This window comes from Marichromatium gracile (genome assembly GCF_004343155.1).
In the GTDB taxonomy this organism is placed as follows: domain Bacteria; phylum Pseudomonadota; class Gammaproteobacteria; order Chromatiales; family Chromatiaceae; genus Marichromatium; species Marichromatium gracile.
On the sequence record NZ_SMDC01000003.1, the window covers coordinates 395546 to 417895 of the forward strand.

Genomic DNA, 22350 nt, shown 5'->3' on the forward strand with positions numbered 1-22350 from the left:
GCGAGGGACCATGTGGTGTGGCGGGAGGAGCGGGTGCAGCCCTCAGGCGCCGAGCCGCAGCGCCGGGGCCAGGGCGCTGCCGAGTACGAGCAGGCCGGTGAGGATGGCGCCGGCGGCGGTGCGCCATTGCAGTTGGTCGATCAGGGTGGCCTCGTCGCCGCTGGCGATCAGTGGGCGCAGTCGGGGGTCGGGGCCGCGTCCCACGCGTGGTCGCGGCGGGGTCGCGGCGAGCTGGCGCTCGGCGTGCTCGGCGAGCCGCGCGGCCTTGGTGCGTGCCCGCTCCCACTCGTCGAGATCGATCTCGCCGTCGCCGTTGCGATCGAGCGCACGCATCCGCTCGGGATCGCGTTTCCAGCGGTTGAGCAGCGCGCGGGTGAGGCGATCGCGCGCCTCGGGGCCGCGTCGCGGGGTCTCGAGATGACCGAGGACATAGAGCAGGTCGTGGTGCTCGATGCGCTCCTCGCGCATCCGCCAGCGCCGCGCGCCGCCGAACAGTTGCTGCCAGGCGCTCGGCGCGGTGCCGGGGGGCGCGCCGCGGTGTGGGCCATACCAGACCCGCGCGCGATGACAGCGTATCTGGGCGCCGCGTGGGTCGACCAGACACTGCCCGCTGCCGTCGTCGATCAGGAAGGGGGCCTCGGAGCTGTCCGCCTCGACCTTGACCCAGCGCTGCTGCCGGCCGCTGTCGCGGCGCTCCTCGATACGGTAGCGATACCACAGACAGGGGGCGCCGGTGAGCGGTGCCAGCAGGGGCGCCTGGTGGGGCGCGGCCAGTCCCTGCAGCTCGACCTGTCCCTGGGCGGCGGAGCGGATCCGTGCCGTCGGGGTGTCGGTGACCCGGCGCAGGTCGTGGTAGCGGCCGAGGGTCCAGCGCAGCGCGAACAGCGCCGCGGCGGTGACGATCGTCCAGCCGATCCAGAACTGCTCGGCCGGGGGCTGCGCCAGGGCATCGGCGAGCGTCTCGAGCATGGTCGCCGGCTCAGCCGAACAGGGCGTCGAGATCGACGTCGGCGCGTGCCTCGCTGAACTCGAGGAGGCTCGCCGGGGTGAAGCCGAGCCGGCGCGCGATCAGCAGATCGGGGAACTGCGCGAGCCGGACGTTGAGCAGATTGACGCTCTCGTTGTAGAGCTCGCGACGGTCGGCGATGGTGTCCTCGAGCTGGCTGATCCGCGCCCCGAGGTCGCGGAAGGCGCGGTCGGCCTGCAGCTCGGGGTAGGACTCGGCGATCGCCAGCAGCTGACCGAGTCCGGCGCGCAGCGCGGTCTCGGCGGTGCCGAGCTGGCGCAGGTCGCCGCGCTCGCGGGCGGCGAACACCGCCCCGCGCGCCTCGACCACGCGCTGCAGGGTCTCCTGTTCATAGCGCATGTATTGACGACAGACGCTGACCAGCTTGGGCAGCTCATCGTGACGCTGCTTGAGCACGACATCGATGTTCGACCAGTTCTTGGCCACCTGATGCTTGAGCCGCACCAGGGCGTTGTAGACGGCGATCGCGTAGATGGCGAGCAGCGCCAGGGCGACCAGCAGGATGACAAGCGTCAGGCTCATGGCTGTGACCTCGTGTGGTGTCCGTCGGGCCGTGTGCATCCGCGTCCGGCACGCACGCCATGCTACACGCCCCTCCCGACCCTGTCCCGGATCCGGTCTATGCTTTGGGGGGATCGTCACGTCGGTGTCGGTCGATTCCGTGATAAGGGCACGAGCCCCTTGCTGAGACGGTCGTCGGTCGTCACGGCAGGGGCGGGACAGGGATGCTTAATGATGCTGCGGATGTTCATCACTGGGGTACTGTTGCTGCTGCCGGAACTGGTCGGCGCCGAGTCGCCCCTGCCGGTGACCACGGTCGAGCTGGGGGCGGTGCTGGTGCATCCGGTGCGCGAGGCGCCGGCCGAGGCGGTGGCACTCAACGACACCCGGCTCGGTGCCGAGATCAACGGGGTGATCGCCGCGATCGATGTGGCCGTCGGCGATCGGGTCGAGCGCGGTCAGGTCCTCGCCCGGGTCGACTGCACCCCGCACCGCATCGAGGTCGCCCGCGCCCGCGCCGCGCTCGATGCCGGGCGTGCCACCCTGGAGTTCAGCGAGCTGCAGCTCGACAACGCGCGCCGGCTCTCGGAGCGACGCAGCATCTCGCAGGAGGAACTCGACAAGCGCGAGGCCGACGCGCGCACCCGCAAGGCCGAGCTCGACCGGCTCCAGGCCGCGCTCGACGCCGCCGAGTACACCGCCTCCAAGTGCACCATCGCCGCGCCACTCAATGCGGTGGTGATCGAGCGCATCGCCAGCGTCGGCGACTATGCGGTGCCCGGTACCCAGATCCTGCGTCTGCTCGACGACGAGAACGTGGAGGTCAGCGCCAAGGTCCAGGAGCAGGATCTCGACGGTCTGGAGGCCGCTGCCGAGATGCGCTTCGCCGGTCGGTTGCGCGACCATCCGGTGCGGCTGCGCACCGTGCTGCCGCTCCTCGAGCGGCGGCTGCGCACCTACGAGGTCCGGCTGCGCTTCGCCGCCGAACCGGCGCCACCGGGTGCCACCGGGCGGTTGCGCTGGCGGGTCGGCGGCGGGCGCATCCCCGCCGATCTGTTGGTGCAGCGCGATGGCGGTCTCGGGGTGTTCGTGCTCGCCGACGGCCACGCACGCTTCCTGCCGCTGCCCGAGGCGCGTGCGGGCCACCCGGCGGCCACCAGTCTGGCACCGGCCACCCGGCTGATCGTCGACGGGCGCTTCCGGGTCGAGGACGGTCAGGCGGTGAGGGTGGATTGAGACGGCCATGTTCGCGCTGCTGATCCGCAACCACGTCCTCACCAACCTGACCTTTCTGCTGGTGGTGGTGCTCGGCGCCATCGCCTATCTGCAGCTGCCGCGCGAGCAGGACCCGAGCGTCAACTTCAATTGGGTGACGGTGCGGGTGATCTGGCCCGGGGCCTCGGCCGAGGACGTCGAGACCCGGGTGACCGAACCGCTGGAGGAGGGCATCGAGCGGGTCGACGACACCAAGTTCGTCAGCAGCAACAGCCGCCAGGGGATCGCCTCGATCCTGGTGCGCTTCGAGGACATCGGTCCCGCGGCCTTCGACAAGCGCATGGACGACCTCAGGCGCGAGATCCAGAGCCAGCTGCGCGAGCTGCCGGCCGATGCGCGCCAGCCCGAGATCGTCGAGGTCAGTAGCGCCAACGCCTTCCCCACCGCCACCCTGGCGCTGGTCGGGCGCGCCGCCGACGAGCAGCTGCGCCGCTCGGCGGTGCAGGTGCGCAAGGACCTGCAGCGGATGTCCGGGGTCGACCGGGTCGAAAGCATCGGTCAGACCGACCCCGAGCTGCAGGTCGACTTCTCCCCCGAGCACCTGGTCGGGCTCGGCGTCTCGCCGGTCGATCTCGCCGATACCGTCACCGCCTATTTTCGCGATCTCGCCGCCGGCAGTATCTCGCTGGGCGATCAGCAGTGGTTTGTGCGCGTGGTCGGTACCAGCGACGATCCGCGCTATCTCGAGGATCTGCCGATCGTCACCGCCTTGGGTGAGTTGCCGCTGCGCTCGGTGGCCGAGATCGTGCGCGGTCATGACGAGCCCGACGAACTGGTGCGCTACGGCGGGCATCCGGCGGTGTTGCTGTCGGTGTTCAAGGCCGACCAGATCAACAACATCGAGCTGCTCGCGCGCATCCGCGACTACATGGACGGGGCCAACGCCGGGTTCGCCACCCTGGGCCTGGAGTTGGTGCTGCTCGAGGATCAGACCCTGGCCACCCAGCACGCGGTGCGGGTGATGGAGCGCAACGCCCTGGTCGGGCTGGCGCTGGTGCTGGTGATGGTGTGGCTGTTTCTCGGCCTGCGGGTGGCGGTGCTCACCAGCATCGGCATCCCCTTCGTGCTCGGCGGGGTGTTCATCCTGCTCGCGTTGTTCGGCCAGACGCTCAACTCGACCACCCTGCTGGCGGTGGTGATCAGCCTGGGGATGCTGGTCGACGATGCGGTGGTGGTGGTCGAGGCGATCTACTACAAGCTGCGCGAGGGCTACGAGGGGGTGGCCGCGGCCGTTGCCGGGTTGCAGGAGGTGGCGGTGCCGGTGGGCTCGGCGGTGCTCACTACCATCGCCGCCTTCCTGCCGTTGATGCTGATTCCCGGGGTGCTCGGCGATTACATGAAGTTCGTCCCGGCGGTGGTCACCCTGGCGCTGTTGATCAGCCTGGTCGAGGCCTACTGGATGCTGCCGAGCCACATGCTCGAGGCGCGCGTCGACCCGGCTCATCCCGGCAAGGTGCAACGCGCCCGGTTGCGCGCCACCGACTGGTTGCGGCGGCGCTTCGCGCGGGCACTGGTGCGTTTCCTCGGGCTGCGCTGGTGGATCGCGCCGCTCGGTGCGGTGCTGCTCGGCGGTGCGGTGGCGATGGTCGCCGGCGGGCTGGTGCGGGTCGACTATTTCGCCACCGATCTCTATCGGCTGTTCTACATCAACGTCGAGATGCCGCCCGGCACCAAGGTCGAGAAGACCCTCGCCACCCTCGAGACGATCGAGCAGCGGGTGCGCGCCGAGCTGCGTGAGGGCGAGGCGCGGGCGCTGATCAGCTATGCCGGGCAGCGCTTCACCGAGACCGAGCCGATGTTCGGCGAGGAGAAGGGGCAGGTGTTCGTCAGCCTCGAACCGGCCGCGCCCGGACGGCGCGGGGTCGAGGCGCTGATCTCGGCGGTGCGCGCGGCGGTCGAGGCGGTGCCGGGACCGCTCGAGGTCTCCTTCCTGCGGCGCAAGATCGGGCCGCCGACGCTCAAGGCGATCAACGTCAAGGTGCGTGGCGACGACGTCGCCGAGCTGCGCGCGGCCAGCGCCGAGATCAAGCGCTTCCTCGCCGCCACCCCGGGGGTGGTCGACATCAGCGACGACGACACCCGCGGGCGCATGGAGCTGGAGGTGCGTCTCGACCCCGATGCCATCGTACGCGCCGGGTTGAGCCCGGCCGAGGTGGTGCGGATGGTGCGCCTCTATGCCGACGGCGAGGTGGTGGCGAGCATGCAGCACCAGGGCGAGCGGCTCGAGGTGCGGGTGCGCGGCGCGCCGCGCGCGCTGCTCGATACCCGCTCCTTCCTCGATCATCCGGTGGGGCTGCCCGACGGCAGCGAGATCGCCCTCGGCAAGCTGCTGCGGGTCGAGACCCAGCGCACCACCAGTAACATCCGTCACTACGATTTCCGGCGCGCGATCACCGTCGAGGCCGACATCGACAGCACCCGGACCGACACCGTCAGCGCCAATCTCGCCATCCGCGCCTTTTGGGCCGAGACCCGTGATCGCTACCCCGGCGTCGACATCGATCTCACCGGGCAGAACGACGACATCGAGGAGAGTCTCAATGCCATCCTGGTGCTGTTCGTCGTCGGTCTCGGGCTGATCTATCTCATCCTCGGCGCCCAGTTCGTCAGCTACCGCCAGCCGCTGCTGGTGCTCGCCACCGTGCCGATGGCCTTCATCGGCGTGGTGGTGGGACTGTTCGCCAGCGCCAATCCGCTGAGCCTCTACACCCTCTACGGGGTGGTGGCGCTGGCCGGGATCGCGGCCAACGACTGTATCGTGCTGATCAGCACCGCCAACCGCTATCTCGCCAACGGGCTGGGGGTGGCGCGCGCCGTCGTCGCCGCCGCGCGCCGCCGGGTGGTGCCGATCATCATCACCTCGCTGACCACCATCGCCGGGCTGGTGTCGCTGGCCACCGGGCTCGCCGGCGAGTCGTTGATGTGGGGGCCGGTGGCCACCGCGATCGTCTGGGGGCTCGGCTTCTCGACCCTGCTGACGCTGTTCTTCATCCCCGCGCTCTATCTCGTCTTCACCCGCCCGCCGCCCTCGCCGCTGCAGCGCCTGGCACTGCTGCCGCTGCTCGTCGAGGGCGAGCCCGGGCCCTGGGCGCGGTGGTCGGAGCGGCTCGGTGGCGGGGCCCGGCGCGCGCGCGTCGCGGCCGCGCGCATCCCCGATCTGGAGTGGCGCGAGCGCTATCGCGCCGCGGTCGCCGCGGTCGACGCCGGCGAGCTGGAGCCGGCGATCCGCGAGCTGCAGTGGCTCGCCGACCAGGCCCCGGAGTCGACCCTGTTCGCCTCCGCGCTGGTGCAGGCGCTGTTGCTCTATCTCCACCGTCTGGGTGGCGATGCCGGTTATGTCGAGCGCGCCCGGCGTTATCTCGCGCGTGCTCGCCGGCTCGACCCCCAGGCCCGTCACCTGCTCGAACTCGAACGCGTGCTGCGCGGTTTCGAGACCGAGAGCGCGGCCTGAGCGGTCATCATCCATGCGCCGATAGCCTATACTCTTTGGTGTATGACCCGATTGAAGCGGCTGCGTGCTGTTGACGCCGAAGGGGGTGCGCGACGGTGCAATCGAAGGGTCTCGAGCGGCGCATGTGCCCTCGGCGACCCGACCGGGCAAGCGGGCTGGGCGCGCTCCCCCTGCCACCGAGCGCGATGATGCATGATCTCCTGGTGAGGAGCCGTAGTATGCGCATTCGTCTCAAGCTCATCGCCCTGGCCGTCGTCGTCTTGCTGGCGTTGACGACGGTGCTGGGCGCCACCTGGTGGGCCTGGCAGCGGGCCGCCTCGCTCGACGAGTCGAAGGAGCAGTTGCTCGAACTCGCGCTCGAACTGACCGGTCTCGAACGCGAGGCCCGTCTCTTCATCGACCAACTCGATCCGGCCTCCATCGATCGCTTCCAGGCGCGAGCGCAATCGCTCGTGCGTTTGCGTGCCGCGCTGCGCGCGCGGCTCGATCGGCAGGGGCTCGGAGGGGAGGTCCTGGAGCCCTTTACCGGCGCGTTCGACCAGGCCACCGACGCCTTCGAACGCCTGGTGGCGACCTACCGCGAGGTCGGGCTGGATCCACGCTCGGGGCTCTACGGCAGCCTGCGCGAGGCGGTGCATCAGGCCGAGGCGGCGGTCGAGGCGCTGGGGCGTGACGATCTGCTGGTCGGCATCCTCCAGCTCAGGCGCAACGAGAAAGACTTCATGCTGCGCGACGTGCGCGACTATGTCGCCCGTTTCGAGGACAACCATGCCCGGCTGCTCGCCGACCTGGGGGGCGCGGAGACGACGACCCGTGCCGCCCTGGAGCGTTACCGGCGTGATTTCCTCGCCCTGGTCGAGGGGCGCGAGCGGATCGGACTCGCGCCCGACGCCGGGCTGCGCGGTACCTTCGAGACGCGACTCGCCGAGAGCCAGAGTCGGCTCACCAGGGTCGTCGATGAGGTCGACGCGCTGCTGGGGGTGGCGCGCCAGCGCACCGCGCTCGCCCTGATCGGGCTGGTGACGACGGTCTCCGTGCTGGTGGTGGCGCTGGTGTTGGGACTGGCCCGCCAGCTCGATCGAGGCCTCGGGCACAGCGCCCGGGTGATGCAGCGGATTGCCGAACAGCGCGATCTCACCCAGACCATCGCCCTCGCCGGGCGTGACGAGCTGGCGCAGATGGGGCGTTATTTCGACGCCATGATCCAGCTGCTGCGCGAGTTGCTCCAGCAGGGCGGGGAGGCGAGCGCCGCGCTGCGCGGGGCGACCGCGACGCTCAGCGAGAGTTCGGCGAGCACCATCGCCGGGCTGCGCACCCAGCGCGCCGAGACCGAGCAGGTGGCCAGCGCGGTCACCGAGATGGCCGCCACCATCGAGGAGATCGCGCGCAATACCGACGCCACCGCGGAGCAGGCACGCGAGGCCAGCGGCAATGCCCAGGCCGGTCAGCGGGCGGTCGGTGAGACGGTGGCGCGGATCGAGGCGCTCACCGAGCGGCTCGCCGAGTCGGCGCGGATCGGTGCGACCCTGGTCGAGCACGCCGAGCAGGTCGACTCGGTGCTGGCGGTGATCGGCGCCATCGCCGAGCAGACCAATCTGCTCGCGCTCAACGCCGCGATCGAGGCGGCGCGCGCCGGCGAGGCCGGGCGCGGTTTCGCGGTGGTCGCCGACGAGGTGCGCGCGCTCGCCGATCGCACCCAGGGCTCGACCCGCGAGATCGGCGAGACGCTCGAACGGGTGCGTGCCGAGGCGCGCGCGATGATGGGCGAGATGGATGCCAGTCTGGAGCAGGGGCGAGGGAGCGTCGCCAAGGCCCGCGAGGCCGGTGAGCTGCTCGAACGCATCGCCGTGGAGATGGAGCGGATGCTCGACATGACCACCCAGATCGCCACCGCCGTGGAGCAGCAGAGTCAGGTCGGTCGCGCGCTCGATGCCAATCTGGTGACCATCCGCGACCTCACCGAGGAGACCGCCGCGCGCGCCGAGGACGACGCCCGCACCGCCGGGCAGGTCGCCGCCCAGGCCGAGGTCCTGGCGCGCAACATCGCGCGCTTCGAGACGTGAGGCGGCAGCGGTCAGCAGGCGGCAGCGGTCAGCCGCCAGCCGCCGGTCGCCAGCCACCAGCCACCAGCCGCCGGTCGCCGGTCGCCAGCCACTAGCCACTAGCCACCAGCCGCCGGTCGTCAGCCACCGGTCGCCGGCCGGACTATGCTAGCCACTGGCGGCTGATCGCTGGACGCTGGTGGCCGAGCGCGTTTTCGCCCCTGGGGTTGCCGGGTGCGTCGGTGTAGCATAGCGCGCTTTTCTCCGACGACTTTGAATCGAGCATGATGGATGATTTCGTACCCGGCCAGCGCTGGCTGAGCGAGACCCAGGGTGAACTGGGTCTGGGCATCGTCTCCACCGTTGACGCGCGTTGCGTGCAGATCGCCTTTCCTGCGGTGGGCGAGACGCGGCTCTATGCGCGCCAGAGCGCGCCCCTGGTCCGGGTCGAACTCGCCCCCGGTGAGCGGATCCGCGACCGTGCCGGGCGCGAGTTGGTGGTGGTCGATACCCGCACCCAGGGTGGACTGATCAACTATGTCTGCGAGGACTGTGAGGGGGCGCGCTGCGAGCTGCCCGAACTCGAACTCGACGACCGCCAGCGCTTCAACCGGCCGCAGCAGCGGCTGCTCGCCGGGCGCATCGACAGCGACCGCTGGTTCAGTCTGCGCTATCAGACCTGGCTGCGCGGACAGCGCGAGGCCGACTCCGAGGTATTCGGTCTGCTCGGCGCACGGGTCGCGCCGGTGCCGCACCAGCTCCATATCGCCGCCGAGGTCGCCGAGCGCGAGGCCCCGCGGGTGTTGCTCGCCGACGAGGTGGGGTTGGGCAAGACCATCGAGGCGGGCCTGATCCTGCACCGCATGTTGCTCACCGGGCGTGCGCGTCGGGTGCTGGTGGTGACCCCGGAGCCACTGCTCAACCAGTGGCTGGTGGAGATGCGTCGACGCTTCAACCTGCGCTTCGCGCTGTTCGACCGCGCGCGCTTCGACGCCATCGAGGAGGACAACCCCTTCCATGCCGAACAGCAGGTGCTCTGCAGCCTCGATCTGATCGCCGGGGAACCCGATGCCGCGCGTGCGGTGCTCGACGGGCAGTGGGACCTGCTGGTGGTCGACGAGGCCCACCACCTGACCTGGGACGAGGAAGACGCGAGCCTCGAGTACGAGCTGATCGCCGCGCTCGCCGAGATCACCCCCGCGGTGCTGCTGCTCACCGCCACCCCCGAGCAGCTCGGGCGGGCCGGGCACTTCGCGCGGCTGCGGCTGCTCGACCCGGCGCGCTTCCACGACTATGCCAGCTTCCAGGCCGAGGAGGCCGAGTACGCGCCGGTCGCCGAGCTGGCGGCGCGGTTGCTCGACGAGGCCCCGCTCGAGCCGGACCAGGCGGCGCTGCTCGCCGGGCTGGTCGGTGACACCGAAGGGGTCGATCGCGCCGAGCTGATCGAGCGTCTGGTCGACCGTCACGGCACCGGGCGGGTGCTGTTTCGCAACACCCGCGCGGCGATCGAAGGCTTCCCCGCGCGCGAGCTGATCCCGCACCCCCTGCCCGAGCCCCCGGCCTTCGCCGCGATCCCGGGCACCGGCGCGCGGCTCAACCCGGAGCGTGGCTTCGGGCCCGACTGGGAGACACACGACCCCAGGGTGGACTGGCTGATCGAGACCCTGCGCGCGCTGCGCCCGGCCAAGGTGTTGCTGATCTGCGCCGATGCCGCGACCGTGCTGACCCTGCGCGAGGCCCTGCAGCGACGCGCCGGGATCCATGCCGCGGTGTTCCACGAGGGCATGTCGATCGTCGAGCGTGATCGCGCCGCGGCCTATTTCGCCGCTGCCGACGAGGACGGAACCCAGCTGCTGATGTGTTCGGAGATCGGCAGCGAGGGGCGCAACTTCCAGTTCGTCCATCATCTGGTGCTGTTCGATCTGCCGCTCGAGCCCGATCTGCTCGAGCAGCGTATCGGTCGGCTCGATCGTATCGGTCAGACCGAGACCATCCGCATCCACGTCCCCTATCTCGCCGGCGGTCCGGGCGAGACCCTGTATCGCTGGTATGCCGAGGGGCTGGGTGCCTTCGAGCAGCCGCGACCGGCGGCCACCACGGTGTTCGAGTCGCTCTCCGATCAACTGCTCCAGGTCCTGCGCGACCCCGAGGACCTGCCGGCACTGATCGACGCGGCGCGCGCGCGCAGCACGGCGCTGGAGCAGGATCTGGCCGGTGGTCGCGATCGCCTGCTCGAGCTGCACTCGCACCGTCCCGAGCGCTCCGCCGCGCTGGTCGAGGCGATCGAGTCCGAGGACGGCGGTCGCGAGGTGGCCGACTACATCGGCCGTTTCTGGGATGCCTTCGGGGTCGAGTACGAGCCCGGCAGCGGTGGCTCGGTGATCGTGCGCCCGGGGCAGAAGATGCTCCAGGAGCACTTCCCCAGGCTCGACGCCGAGGGGCTGACCGCCACCTTCGATCGCACCGACGCGCTCGCCCACGAGGATCGCGAGTTTCTCACCTGGGAGCACCCGATGGTGCGCGAGGCGATGGAGCTGCTGTGCGACTCCGATCTCGGCACCTCGGCGGTGACGCTGATGCGCGACGCGCGCTTCGAGCGCACCACCATGCTGCTCGAGGTGCTCTATGTCGCCGAGTGCGTGGCGCCGCGCGAGTTCGATGTCGGGCGCTTCCTGCCGCCGACCCCGTTGCGCCTGCTGATCGACCCCGAGGGCAATGATCTGGCCGATACGCTCGCCCACGACACCCTCGTCGGCGAGTGCCTCACCCGCAACATCAAGCTCGCGCGCTCGGTGATCAAGTCGCAGACCCCGAGACTGGCGGCGATGCTGCTGCGCGCCGAGACGCTGGCCCAGCAGGCGTGCGAGCGTCTCGAGGTGGCGGCGCGGGCGCGGATGCGCGAGGGTCTCGATGGCGAACTGGCGCGGCTTGCCGCGCTCGCCGAGGTCAACCCCAATGTGCGTGCCGATGAACTCGAGGGGCTGGCGGCGCGGCGCGCGCAGCTCGAGCGCTATCTCGGCAAGACCCACCTGCGACTCGACGCGGTGCGGGTGGTGGTGATCGCCTAGAAGCCGATACCGATGCCGCCGCCGACCCCGTGGAAGCCGCCACTGCCGATGCCGATACTGATCCAGGGACGGGTCACCGGCCGGCTGGCGGGGCGCTGCGCGTCGGCTGTCGGCCAGAGTTGTAGCGATGCCTGATCGAGCCGTGGCGGGTCGTCCGTGACCAGGGTGACCCGTCCGGTGGCGGTGAGCGTCTGCCCCGGACGATATTCGGCCGGATCGAGGAACCCCGGTCGACGGATCAGGAAGTGCCCGCGCGCGGGGAGGCTGGTGCGTGGACGACCGCAATCGTCGAGCGGGTGGGCCTCGACCATCAGCTCGGTGGTGGTGGCGAGGTTGCGGGTGCTGAGCAACACGCCGCCCCAGCTCACCACCGTGCCCTGATCGCTGGCGCGTGCCGTCTGTGGGGCGAGCGCGGTGTCGCCGACGGGGTGATGACAGTGCTCGGGCGTCCCGGCGCAACCCTGTAGCAGCAAGCTCCCGAGCAAGAGCCCCGCAGATCTCCCGAGGCGCATCACCACGGACCGTACCAAGGGCCTCGCCAGGGGCCGTACCAAGGGTAGGGCGCATAGACCCCGGCGGGATAGCGCGGCACCGGGATCGGCTCCGGCCACAGGTGCGACTGCTCGACCGCGACCACCGGGTAGCGATAGGGATAGTCGCCGACCGGGCGGGTACGGGGCGGCAGCAGGATGCCGACGACGGTCAGGGTGCGCTCCTCGGGATAGCCTGCAGGGTCGACGAAGCCCGGGAACTCGGCGAGGAAGCGTCCCTGGCCGGGGGTGTCCGGGTTGGGTTCGCCGCTGCTGTCGAGTGCTCGGGCGAGCAGCTCGATGGTCGTGTGCTCCGCGTGGTTGTGCACCGCGAGGATGGTGCCGCCCCAGCGGACCCGCTCGCCGAGATGGGCCGTCGGGGCCTGCTGTGCCGCGGCCGGGGTGGTGGCCACCCCGGTGGCGTGGCGGATGGCCTCGGGCACACCGCTGGCGCAGCCGGCGAGCCATAGCGGCAGGCCGAGCGCGAGGATGGCGCCGAGCCGGCGGGCCGGTTCAGCCCGCCTTGGCTTCGCGGTAGGTGTCGAGTTCATCGGCGGAGAGCCTGCGTGCCTCGTCCTCGAGCATCACCGGGATGTCGTCGCGGATCGGGTAGGCGAGCTGGGCCGAGACCGAGATCAGCTCGTTGCGCGCCTTGTCGAAGATGAGTGGACCCTTGGTCACCGGGCATACCAGGATATCGAGCAGTTTCTTGTCGAGCATTCTGTTCTCCTCAGCAATGGATGGGGGCTGGCCGCGCCGCTGCCCCAGGTTGGGCTGAGTTTACCCGCCCGACGGTTGCGCTGGCGAGCGCGCCGGGCGGACGGAGACGAGCGTCGCGAGGGCGTGATCGGGTTGCAGGGGGCGACTGGCGGTCGCCAGCCACCAGCCATCAGCCACCAGCCACCAGCCACCAGCTACCAGCCACCAGTCGCCAGCCACCAGTCGCCAGTCGCCAGTCGCCAGCCGCCAGCCACCAGTCGCCAGCCGCCAGCCACCAGTCGCCAGCCGCCAGCCACCAGTCGCCAGCCGCCAGCTACCAGCCACCAGTCGCCAGCCGCCAGCCGCCAGCCGCCAGCCACCAGTCGCCAGCCACCAGTCGCCAGCCACCAGTCGCCAGTCGCCAGTCGCCAGTGGGTAGGCGCCCTCGACAACAGCACGGCGTACCATCAGCCGTCGCGCACGTCCTTGACGTCCGTGCTTGAGGACAGGCGGCCACCGGCCGGCTGATCGCTGGCAACCTGAACACCTCTTTGCGTTCTTTGCGGCTTGGCGGTTCAATCTTCTGGCCGCTGGCCGCTGGCCGCTGGCCGCTGGCCGCTGGCCGCTGGCCGCTGGCCGCTGGCCGCTGGCGGTGGAGATCGCGCCCGGCGTCGTCTTAGAATGCCTCTCCAATGTGTTCGTCCCGGGACTTCGGGTGTCGGGGCGGCCCCTGCAACCACTGGGATCCTCCGCATCGCCCATGTCCATGCCATCGCTTGCCCGTTGTCGGGGGCGCTGTCTGCTGCGCCTGCTCGTCGCCGTCATCGCCCTGGTCGCCATCCTCGGTTCACTGTGGCGGCTGCATGCGGCCAGCGCCGGGGTCGAGATCAGCACCCAGCGCATCGACGGGGTGCCGCTGACCCTGTACCGGCCCGCCGGGGTCGAGCGCGCCCCGGCGGTGGTGATCGCCCACGGCTTCGCCGGCTCGCAGCGGATGATGCAGCCCTATGCCCTGACCCTGGCGCGTAACGGCTACGTCGCCGTCACCTTCGACTTCGCCGGTCACGGGCGCAACCCGGCGCCCTTCGTCGCCTCGCTCGAGGATCAGCAGCGGCGTCTCGCGATCCTCACCGCGGGGCTCACCCCGGCGGTGGCGCTCGCCCTCGAACACGCCGACCCGAGCGGGCGGGTGGCGCTGCTCGGTCATTCGATGGCCGGTGACGTGCTCGCGCGCCATGCCGCGGCCCACCCCGAGACGGTGGTGGCGAGCGTGCTGCTCTCGCCCTATCTCTCGCCCGAGACCGAGGTGGCGCCGATCCGCAACCTGTTGCTGGTCTACGGCGCGCTCGAACCCGAGATGCTCCACGCGCAGGGACTCGAGCGGCTTGCGGCGGTGCTCGACACCGAGGTGGCGCCGGGCGAGGTCCACGGCGCGCCGGAGACGGGCGACGGGCGCGGGCTGATGTTGGTCGAGGGCGCCGAGCACATCGGTGTGCTCTATGCCGAGGGAGGCCAGCGCCTGGCGCTCGACTGGCTCGATCGCAGCTTCGGCCATGTCAGCCAGGGCGGTGTCGATCGGCGCGGCGGCGCGCTGGCGCTGCTCTTTCTCGGGCTGGTGGCGCTCGCCTGGCCGCTGGCGGCGCTGCTGCCGCGTGCGGCCGCGACGCCGCGCGGCGCCGGGCTCGGCTGGCGGCGGCTGTGGCCGGTTGCGGTGGCCCCCGCGATCCTGACCCCGCTGCTGCTGTGGCCGCTGCCCACTGGCTGGCTGCCGATCCTGCTCGGTGATTATCTGTCGCTGCACTTCGGGCTCTACGGGCTGCTCACCCTGGCCGGGTTGTGGTGGGTGCGTCGGCGCGGCGGGGGCGGCGAGACGCCCGCGTTGCCGCCGGTCGACTGGTCGCGGCTGGCGTTGGCCACGCTCGCGGTGATGTTCTACTTCGGGGTGGCGCTGACCCTGCCGATCGATCGCTTCGTCACCACCCTGGTGCCCGACGCCCACCGTCTGCCGCTGGTGCTGGCGATCCTCTGCGGCACCGCGCTCTATTTCGCTGCCGACGAGTGGGTGACCCGGGGACAGGGCGCCGGGCGCGGCGCCTATGCCGCGACCAAACTGCTGTTTCTGCTGTCGCTGGCGCTGGCCGTGGCGCTCAACCTCGCCGAGCTGTTCTTCCTGGTGATCATCATCCCGGCGATCCTGGTCTTCTTCCTGGTCTACGGGCTACTGAGCGGCTGGGTCTATCGTCGCGTCAACCATCCGCTCGCCGGCGCCCTGGCCAACGCCCTGGCCTTCGCCTCGGCGGTGGCGGTGACCTTCCCGGTCGTGGGGTGAGGAGGAGCTGGCAGCTATCAGCCGCCAGCCGCCAGCCGCCAGTCATCAGCCGTCGCGCAGGTGTCTGGCGAGGGGAGGCCGCTGGCGGCTGACCGCTGGAGGCCCTTCCCCCCTTTGCGCCCTTGGCGCCTTTGTGGTTCAAACTTTCGCTGGCCGCTGGCCGCTGGCCGCTGGCCGCTGGCCGCTGGCCGCTGGCCGCTGTTACGCGCTTCGCACCTCGGTCGCTCTGGATGTAGACTGACCGAACGCCGGCGGACAGGATGATGAGCCGCGATCCCACACAAACGCGGCCACGCCGGTTGTCTGTTCACGACAACGATCGCGCTTACCACCAATCGAGCCGGAGGAGCATGGCCATGGTCGCGTTTGCCCAACTGCATGCCCAGAACCACAAGATCATCGAGCTCTCGAACGTCTTTCTGTATCTGGTGCGAGAGCGTTCGATGTGTGACACCGAGGTCGCCTGCGATCTCTTCTTCGATCTCACCACGCGCATCCGCGAGCATATGGAGCTGGTCGATCGCGAACTCTGCGGTCGGCTCATCGCCCGCCCCGAGCAGCAGGTGAAGAACACCGCCAACCGCTTCCTCTCGGGCTCGATCGAGATCAAGCGCATCTTCGCCGCCTATGTGAAGCAATGGTGTTCGCAGCAGCGTCACAGCCTCACCATCGGCGATCACGCCGCCTTCCTCCAGGACACCGAGCAGATGATGGCGCTGGTGATGGACCGTATCCAACGCGAGACCGAGCACCTCTATCCGCTGATCCGTCAGGTCCAGGGCAACGACAAGGAAGTGGCCTGAGCCAACCGACTCAGGCCACCGCGCCGGCTTCATGCAGCGCGGCGATCCAGTCGCGCTGGCGTCGCCGCGCGGCCTGCTCGCCGAGCTGCGTGCGCAGCCGTTCGCGGACCGCGTCGAGCGGGATCGTCTCGGCCGGGTGGATACGCTCGCAGCGCAGCAGGTGCAGGCCCAGCGGGCTCTCGACCACGGTGCTGATCTCACCGCGGGCGAGCGCGAACAGCGCGGCGTCGAGTGCGGGGTAGAGCTGGCCGGCAGTCAGGGTGCCGAGCCGACCCTCCTCGAGCGCGGTCGGGCACTCCGAGTGACGCTTGGCGAGCGCGCCGAAGGCCTCCGGGTCGGCGGTGAGCCGCTCGGCCAGCGCCGCGATGCGCGCGCGCGCGGTCTCGGGGCGGTTCTCCGCGTAATCGGGGTTGATGGTGATGAGCAGGTGGCGGGCCTCGCGACGCTCGGGCTGGACGAAGCGCTCGCGGTGGCGCTGATAGAAGGCGGCCAACTCGTCCTCGCTCGGTGCCGGGGCCTGGGCGCCGATGCGACGCAGCACGGCGTCGAAGCGCAGCTCGCGCTCCAGGGCGCGGCGCAGCGCGGCGACATCCAGCCCGCCATCGGTGAGCGCCGCCTCGAAGGCGACCTCATCCTCGTAGCGCTCGAGCAGCTCGGCAAGGCTCGCGTCGAGCTGTTGGTCGGTGATCTGCGTGGCCGCCGCCTCGGCGGTGGCGAGCACCAGCGCCTCGAGCTGCTGACTGCGCTCGGCCAGACGCTCGGCCTCGGCGCGCTGGACCGCGTCGAGCTGGGTCGGTGGACACTGGAAGCGACTGGCCGAGGCGCGGATCAGGTGGTAGGGGTCGATGCGCGCCTTCATCCGGCCTCCTGGGGTTCGGGTTGGTCTTCGGGTTGGTCCAGCGCCGACTCGGGCACCAGCAGCGGCGTACGCCCGGCGAACAACACCTGATAGCACACCCCCTGCGGGTGATCGCGCTCGACCCGCAGCACCTCGCCGACCTCCCCGGGCTCGACCAGTACCTCGCCGCGCAGCGCCAGTCGGCGGGCGGCGGCGACCCGCTCGCGCGCCTCGAAGCGGCTCGGGGTCCAGGGCGCGTCGGCCGCCTGCAGCTCCTCCTCGCGACAGCCGACCACGCGGCCCTCTTCGATGAAGTGCACCGCGTAGATGATCTGGTCCTGGAGGAAGGTACCGACGTCACGCACGTGGCCGACGGCGCCGCGACGTACCAGCAGATCGCCGCGCGCGCCCTCGGGGAAGGTGCCGTCGTTGCGCAGGTTGCGGATCACCCGCACCGCATCGCCGAACTCAAAGTTGGGGCGCATGGCCACCTCCCGCCGGGTCGAGTTGGAGATCGACCCGCACGCCGCTGCGCGGCCCGTGCAGATGGAAGACCCGGAACACCCGCTCGGTGCGCGCGTCGGACGCGACGAAGTCGTGATAGGCGCGGGTGAGCAGCTCGGCGCGCCGCCGGTGACGAGCCTCGGCCTGTTCGGGCAGGGGCTCGGCGTCGGCCAGATAGTCGTGGAAGCGCTGCAGGATGTGCAGCCGGTTGACCCGGACCACGGCCGGGTCGTAGTCGATCTCGAAGTGCTCGAGGAAGTCCTCGGCGCTGACCAGGTCGTGCAGATCGCTGTCGTCGTTCATCGGCGGCTCCGGTTCAGGCGGTGTGGGCGGTTGCAGTGGGCAGTTCGCAGAGGAAGCGCTGCAGGTCGGCGGCGACCGGGGCGCGCTTGGTCGCGGTGACGAAGCGCCGCACCAGCGGCAGCAGTCGCTCGGCCTGATCGAGTCCGACCTCCTGGTGCAGCAGCTCGGCATAGGCCTGGCGCACCGCCTGGCGGCCCGAGTGCTTGCCGAGCACCAGGCGGTGATGGCGCCCGAGTTCGGCCGGGTCGATGCCCTGGTAGTTGAGCGGGTCCTTGAGCAGGCCGTCGACGTGGATCCCGGCCTCGTGGGTGAAGGCACCGTCGCCGACCAGGCTCTTGTGCCAGGCCACCGGGCGTCCCGAGGCCTGGGCGACCAGGGTCGAGACCTGCTCGAAGGCGTGCAGGTCGACCCCGGGGTCGATCCCCTGGGTGTGTCTGAGTCCCATCACCACCTCCTCCAGCGCGGCGTTGCCGGCGCGCTCGCCGAGTCCGTGCACCGTGGTGTTGAGGTGGGTCGCCCCGGCACGGGCCGCGGCCAGGGTGTTGGCGGTAGCCAGCCCGAGGTCGTCGTGGGCGTGCATCTCGATCTCCAGGTCGCAGGCGGCACGCAGCGTGGCGATGCGTGAATAGACGCCGAAGGGCTCCATCAAGCCGACGGTGTCGGCGAAGCGGATGCGGCGCGCACCGGCTGCCTGGGCGACCTCGGCGGCGCGGGCGAGGAACTCGGGATCGGCGCGCGAGGCATCCTCGGCGCCGACGCAGACCTCCAGCCCGAGCGCGCGCGCCTCGGGCACGCAGCGCGCGATCTGGCGCAGCGCCCAGTCGCGATCACGGCCGAGCTTGCACGCCAGCTGCTGGTCGGAGAGCGGGATCGAGAGGTCGACGAGATCGGCGTCGAGCCCGGCGCAGCGGGCGATGTCGTCCGCGCGCATCCGGCACCACAGCATCAGCCGCGCGGCAAGCCCGAGTCGGGCGATGGCCTGGATCGCGTCACGCTCGTCGGCGCCCATCGCCGGGATGCCGATCTCGAGCTCGGGGACGCCGAGGGCGTCGAGCGCGCGGGCGATGGCGAGCTTCTCGGCGAGCGAGAAGGCGACCCCGGCCGACTGCTCGCCGTCGCGCAGGGTGGTGTCGTTGATGGTGATCGGGCGGACTGAATCCTTCATCTGTGGGCTCCGTACAGCACTTGACGAGACTTGTTAGCAAAGGAAGTGCCAGCGTCGTCGATGACGTGGGTTCAGCGGGTTGCGCGCCAGGAGACCGGGGCGTTGCAGGGTTTGCGACAGGGTGGAGAGGGCGGGCGTGTCGCAGAGCCGACGCGTCGCGGCACCGGCATGGTGCGTCGGTGCCGCGCGTCGGGTCAGGCGTAGGCCGGCGAGAAGCCGGGCGTTTGCGCGTCGCCGAGCGGACCGTCCTCGCCCCAGTAGGGCGAGAGTCGGCGCAGCTGTTCGATCACCGGGACGAGGGTGTCCACCGCGCGATCGATCTCGGCGGCGCTGTTGTAGCGTGAGAGCGAGAAACGGATGGTGCCGTGGGCGGCGGTGAGCGGGATGCCCATGGCGCGCATCACGTGCGAGGGCTCGAGCGAGCCCGAGCTGCAGGCCGAGCCGCTGGAGGCGGCGATGCCGTGACGGTTGAGCAACAGCAGGATCGACTCGCCCTCGATGAACTCGAAGGCGATGTTGCTGGTGTTGGGCAGACGGTTGTCGGGATCGCCGGTGACGAAGCAGTGGGGCACGGCGGTGAGGATGCCGCGCTCGAGCCGGTCGCGCAGCGCGCGCACCGTGGTGCGCTCGTGCTCGAGCGCGGCGCCGGCCAGCTCGCAGGCGAGCCCGAGCCCGACGATGCCGGCGCTGTTCTCGGTGCCGGCGCGGCGACCGCGTTCCTGGTGACCGCCGCGCAGCAGCGGTCGGAAGCGGGTGTTGCGACGCACGTAGAGCACGCCGACGCCCTTGGCGGCGTGGAGCTTGTGCCCGGAGAGCGAGAGCATGTCGATGGCGCTGTCGGCGAGCGCGATCGGCAGCTTGCCCACCGCCTGCACCGCGTCGGTGTGGAACATCACGCCCGCCGCGCGCGCCATCTCGGCCATCTCCTCGACCGGGAACAGGGTGCCGGTCTCGTTGTTGGCCCACATCACCGAGACGATGGCGACCCGCTCGGTGAGCAGCGCGCGATAGGCATCGAGATCGAGTCGCCCGTGGCCGTCGACGCCGAGACGATGGATCACATAACCCTCCTTGGCGAGCTGGTCGCACAGGCTCAGCACCGCCGGGTGTTCGACCTCGGTGGTGATGATCTCGCGCCGCTCGGGCTGGGCGCGCAGCGCCGAGAGGATGGCGGTGGCGTCGGACTCGGTGCCGCAGGAGGTGAAGATGATCTCGGAGTCGTGCGTCGCGCCGAGCAGGGCGGCGACCTGGGCGCGTGCGGTGCGCAGCGCGCGCCCGACGCGATCGCCGTAGCGATGGATCGAGGAGGGGTTGCCGAACTGCTCGGTGAAGAAGGGCAGCATCGCCTCCACCACCTCGGGGGCGACCATGGTGGTGGCGTTGTTGTCGAGATAGATGCCGGGGGTCTGTTCGCTCATCGGTGGCTCCTCGCTGCGGATGGGGATGGGTGGCGATCGCGTCGCGCCGTGGGACGTCAGCAGGCGATCTGCTGGGGCGCGGCGGGGATCACTCGCAGCGGTTCGCCGAGCTCGGCGCTGAGCCGCTCCTGGATGCCGGAGAGGGTGAGCGAGGCCATCTGACAGCCGGCGCAGGCGCCCTTGAGGCTGACATAGACCGTGCGGCCGTCGACGTCGACCAGTTCGAGGTCGCCGTGGTCGCGCTGCAGCTCGGGGCGCAGGGTGTCGATCAGCCGCTCGATGCGGCGGATGCGCTGCAGGGTGTTGACGCGGGGCGCGGCGGGTTGCGGGGGTTCGGGGGCGCGCGGCGCCTGGACCGCCACGGCGGTGGGATTGACCCGGGCGATGATCTCCTCGATCTCCTCGTGACAGGCCGAGCAGCCGCCGCCGGCCTTGGTGTAATGGGTGACGGCGGTCACCGAGTCGAGCCCGTTGGCGCGTACCGTCTCCTCGATCATCCCGGCGTCGACCCCGAAGCACTTGCACACCAGCGCGCCCTCGGCGTGGTCGTCGTCCTCCCAGCGCTCGCCGCGATAGTTGGCGATCGCCGCCTGCAGCGCCTCACGCCCCATCACCGAGCAGTGCATCTTCTCGGCGGGCAGGCCGCCGAGGACATCGGCGATGTCCTGGTTGGTGACCGTCAGCGCCTGATCCAGGGTCATGCCCTTGATGATCTCGGTCAGCGCCGAGCTCGAGGCGATCGCCGAGCCGCAGCCGAAGGTCTGGAAACCGGCCTCGAGGATCACCTCGCGCTCGGGATCGACCCGGAGCGAGAGCCGCAGGGCGTCGCCGCAGGCGAGCGAGCCGACCTCACCGACGCCGTTGGCGTCCTGGACCGGGCCGGCGTTGCGAGGGTTGAAGAAGTGGTCCTGGACCTGCTCGGAATAGTCCCACATGGATTGCTCTCCCGTGTCATTTGGCTGGGGCCGGCGCGTTGCTGCCCGGGGCTTGTCGAGTCAAAAAGCAAGCTCCGCGCCAGTCTTTGAAGAAGGCCGGAGGGCGCGGGTTGAGCGGGCTGCGACACGGTTGCATGAGGCGGGTTGTCGGGTCCTGGACAAGTGGTGCGCGCCCCGGTGGTGGCAAACCCGACAGCGGCGTCTCAACCGAGCAGCGCCTCGTAGGCATGCCGCAGCAGGTCGAGTTCGACCGGGGGGAGGGCGCTCGCCTGGGTCAGCGCGATGAAGCGCGCGCCCTGGGCGCCGACCTCGGCGATGGGTGGGTCGTGGTCGACGAAGCGGGCGAGGAAGACCGGCGCGGTGGTCTCGTCGACGGCGAGCTGGACCGGGAAGCGCAGGGTGATGGCCAGCGCGCCCTGGGCCAGCGCCAGCTCGCGCTCGAGCGCGCGCAGCAGCGCGCCGGGGTGGACGACGACCTGAGGCGTCGTTCCCGACTCGATGATCCGGCTCCCCGGCGGCAGCGGCCCGGGGGCGCAGATACCGCCATGGCCGAGACGCAGGAAGCGCGTTCGGGCACTGACCGGGTGTTGGTGATAGAGGATGAGGTGGGGATCGCTCATGGCACGGCCCTCCTGGATGGCTCGGGGGGATCCGTGCGGTATTGCACGAGGCGTGCCGGGACCAGCGAGCAGGCGCCAGCCGTCAGCGACCAGCCGCCAGCGACCAGCCACCAGTCGCCAGTCGCCAGTCGTCAGTCGTCAGCCGCCAGCGACCAGCCGTCAGCCGTCAGCCGTCAGCCACCAGCGACCAGTCGCCAGCCGCCAGTCGCCAGCGATCAGCCACCAGTCGCCAGTCGTCAGCGACCAGCCGCCAGCGACCAGCCACTAGCGACCAGCCGTCAGCCGTCAGCCGCCAGCCACCGGCCGCCAGCCGCCAGCCACCAGTCGCGGCCTGTCCTAGAGCGTTGACGCCGAGAACGCTCGCTGACCGGTGCCGACAGTTGATGGGACGTCACGCCGTCGTCGCGGCCGCACACTCACGGATGGCCGGGCGCTTGAATCCCTTTGCGGTCTTTGCGGCTTGTATCTTGCCACCCCGTGGTGGTTAGCTCCCACCGCGCGAGATTGAGGCAGCTCGATTGCGACTGAAGGCCTGGACCTTGCCGCCAAGATTCAGCCCTCGATCTCTCTTCTCATGCCAGTCTCGACACTGAACGGTATCCAAGGGGCGAACCCTGCATGGACAAGGCGAGTGGGTATGAGGACTGGCCCAGGATCAAGGAGTGGACGACGATGATGTCTCTCGGAATCGATGTCTCGAAGGCGAAGCTGCACACCGCGCTGGAGCTGAGCGAGCAGGAGCGGGTTAAGCTCAAGACCAAGACGGTGCCCAATACCGCCGCGGGGGTGGAGGCGCTGATCGACTGGCTGGGGCGTCAGGGGGCGAGGCCGGAGGCGGTCCA

At 70.5% G+C, this 22350-nt stretch carries 19 protein-coding genes; 6 read left to right on the plus strand and 13 right to left on the minus strand.

All coding sequences use genetic code 11. The annotated features are described in order from the left end of the window. Nucleotides 1–42 precede the first annotated feature (42 nt). A complete protein-coding gene (locus EDC29_RS07455) occupies nt 43–969 on the minus strand; it encodes a GIDE domain-containing protein (RefSeq protein ID WP_132229187.1) in 927 nt (308 codons plus the stop codon). Nucleotides 970–979: 10 nt separating this feature from the next. Next, entirely contained in the window at nt 980–1549 is a 570-nt protein-coding gene (locus EDC29_RS07460; RefSeq protein WP_123142212.1) for a LemA family protein, read from the minus strand. A gap of 210 nt (nt 1550–1759) precedes the next feature. Here EDC29_RS07460 and EDC29_RS07465 point away from each other — a divergent pair, with 210 nt between their 5' ends. The 4 genes from EDC29_RS07465 to rapA all read left to right on the plus strand — a co-directional run bounded on the left by EDC29_RS07465 (nt 1760) and on the right by rapA (nt 11364). Then, entirely contained in the window at nt 1760–2764 is a 1005-nt protein-coding gene (locus EDC29_RS07465) for an efflux RND transporter periplasmic adaptor subunit (RefSeq protein WP_123140107.1), read from the plus strand. 7 nt (nt 2765–2771) lie between these two features. Continuing rightward, nucleotides 2772–6254, plus strand: a complete 3483-nt coding sequence (locus EDC29_RS07470) for an efflux RND transporter permease subunit (protein ID WP_123140108.1) — start codon at nt 2772–2774, stop codon at nt 6252–6254. A 218-nt stretch (nt 6255–6472) separates the two neighbouring features. Further along, nucleotides 6473–8317, plus strand: a complete 1845-nt coding sequence (locus EDC29_RS07475) for a methyl-accepting chemotaxis protein (protein WP_123140109.1) — start codon at nt 6473–6475, stop codon at nt 8315–8317. A 266-nt stretch (nt 8318–8583) separates the two neighbouring features. Continuing rightward, a complete protein-coding gene (rapA, locus tag EDC29_RS07485) occupies nt 8584–11364 on the plus strand; it encodes an RNA polymerase-associated protein RapA (protein WP_223806967.1) in 2781 nt (926 codons plus the stop codon). On the opposite strand, the gene EDC29_RS07490 is transcribed toward rapA, so the two are convergent. Genes EDC29_RS07490 through EDC29_RS17375 form a run of 4 tightly spaced genes read right to left on the minus strand, consistent with a single transcriptional unit; the run spans nt 11361 to nt 13061 of the window. Then, nucleotides 11361–11849, minus strand: coding sequence for a Slp family lipoprotein (locus EDC29_RS07490; protein ID WP_165913454.1), 489 nt, complete (start codon nt 11847–11849; stop codon nt 11361–11363). The genes rapA and EDC29_RS07490 overlap by 4 nt on opposite strands. 26 nt (nt 11850–11875) lie before the next feature. Beyond that, nucleotides 11876–12445 carry a Slp family lipoprotein gene (locus EDC29_RS07495; protein ID WP_123140112.1) on the minus strand — a complete coding sequence of 190 codons (570 nt, stop codon included), beginning with the start codon at nt 12443–12445 and terminating at the stop codon, nt 11876–11878. Continuing rightward, nucleotides 12408–12614, minus strand: a complete 207-nt coding sequence (locus EDC29_RS07500; protein WP_005222694.1) for a Trm112 family protein — start codon at nt 12612–12614, stop codon at nt 12408–12410. Before EDC29_RS07500 ends, EDC29_RS07495 begins: the two co-directional genes overlap by 38 nt. A gap of 60 nt (nt 12615–12674) precedes the next feature. Further along, nucleotides 12675–13061, minus strand: a complete 387-nt coding sequence (locus tag EDC29_RS17375) for a hypothetical protein (protein WP_207906547.1) — start codon at nt 13059–13061, stop codon at nt 12675–12677. A gap of 292 nt (nt 13062–13353) precedes the next feature. Here EDC29_RS17375 and EDC29_RS07510 point away from each other — a divergent pair, with 292 nt between their 5' ends. Both EDC29_RS07510 and EDC29_RS07515 read left to right on the plus strand, forming a co-directional pair. Then, nucleotides 13354–14922 carry an alpha/beta hydrolase gene (locus EDC29_RS07510; RefSeq protein ID WP_242466053.1) on the plus strand — a complete coding sequence of 523 codons (1569 nt, stop codon included), beginning with the start codon at nt 13354–13356 and terminating at the stop codon, nt 14920–14922. Between the two features lie 356 nt (nt 14923–15278). Beyond that, on the plus strand, nt 15279–15725 hold the full coding sequence (locus EDC29_RS07515; protein WP_123140177.1) for a hypothetical protein: 447 nt from the start codon (nt 15279–15281) through the stop codon (nt 15723–15725). A 10-nt stretch (nt 15726–15735) separates the two neighbouring features. Here EDC29_RS07515 and nifM read toward each other — a convergent pair whose 3' ends face one another. The 7 genes from nifM to EDC29_RS07550 form a co-directional block, all read right to left on the minus strand. After that, complete coding sequence (gene nifM, locus EDC29_RS07520) at nt 15736–16584, minus strand: nitrogen fixation protein NifM (RefSeq protein WP_132229189.1); 849 nt, start codon at nt 16582–16584, stop codon at nt 15736–15738. After that, nucleotides 16581–17048: a nitrogen fixation protein NifZ gene (locus tag EDC29_RS07525; protein WP_123140114.1), complete on the minus strand. Its 468-nt coding sequence runs from the start codon at nt 17046–17048 to the stop codon at nt 16581–16583. The genes nifM and EDC29_RS07525 overlap by 4 nt, the downstream gene beginning before the upstream one ends. Beyond that, nucleotides 17032–17370 carry a nitrogenase-stabilizing/protective protein NifW gene (gene nifW / locus EDC29_RS07530; protein ID WP_123142206.1) on the minus strand — a complete coding sequence of 113 codons (339 nt, stop codon included), beginning with the start codon at nt 17368–17370 and terminating at the stop codon, nt 17032–17034. The genes EDC29_RS07525 and nifW overlap by 17 nt, the downstream gene beginning before the upstream one ends. A gap of 13 nt (nt 17371–17383) precedes the next feature. Then, entirely contained in the window at nt 17384–18535 is a 1152-nt protein-coding gene (gene nifV / locus EDC29_RS07535; protein WP_123140116.1) for a homocitrate synthase, read from the minus strand. Between the two features lie 194 nt (nt 18536–18729). Next, entirely contained in the window at nt 18730–19953 is a 1224-nt protein-coding gene (nifS, locus tag EDC29_RS07540) for a cysteine desulfurase NifS (protein ID WP_132229191.1), read from the minus strand. A 56-nt stretch (nt 19954–20009) separates the two neighbouring features. After that, nucleotides 20010–20888 carry a Fe-S cluster assembly protein NifU gene (gene nifU / locus EDC29_RS07545; RefSeq protein ID WP_062277399.1) on the minus strand — a complete coding sequence of 293 codons (879 nt, stop codon included), beginning with the start codon at nt 20886–20888 and terminating at the stop codon, nt 20010–20012. A gap of 203 nt (nt 20889–21091) precedes the next feature. Next, entirely contained in the window at nt 21092–21508 is a 417-nt protein-coding gene (locus EDC29_RS07550) for a hypothetical protein (protein ID WP_123140118.1), read from the minus strand. Nucleotides 21509–22350: the final 842 nt, after the last annotated feature.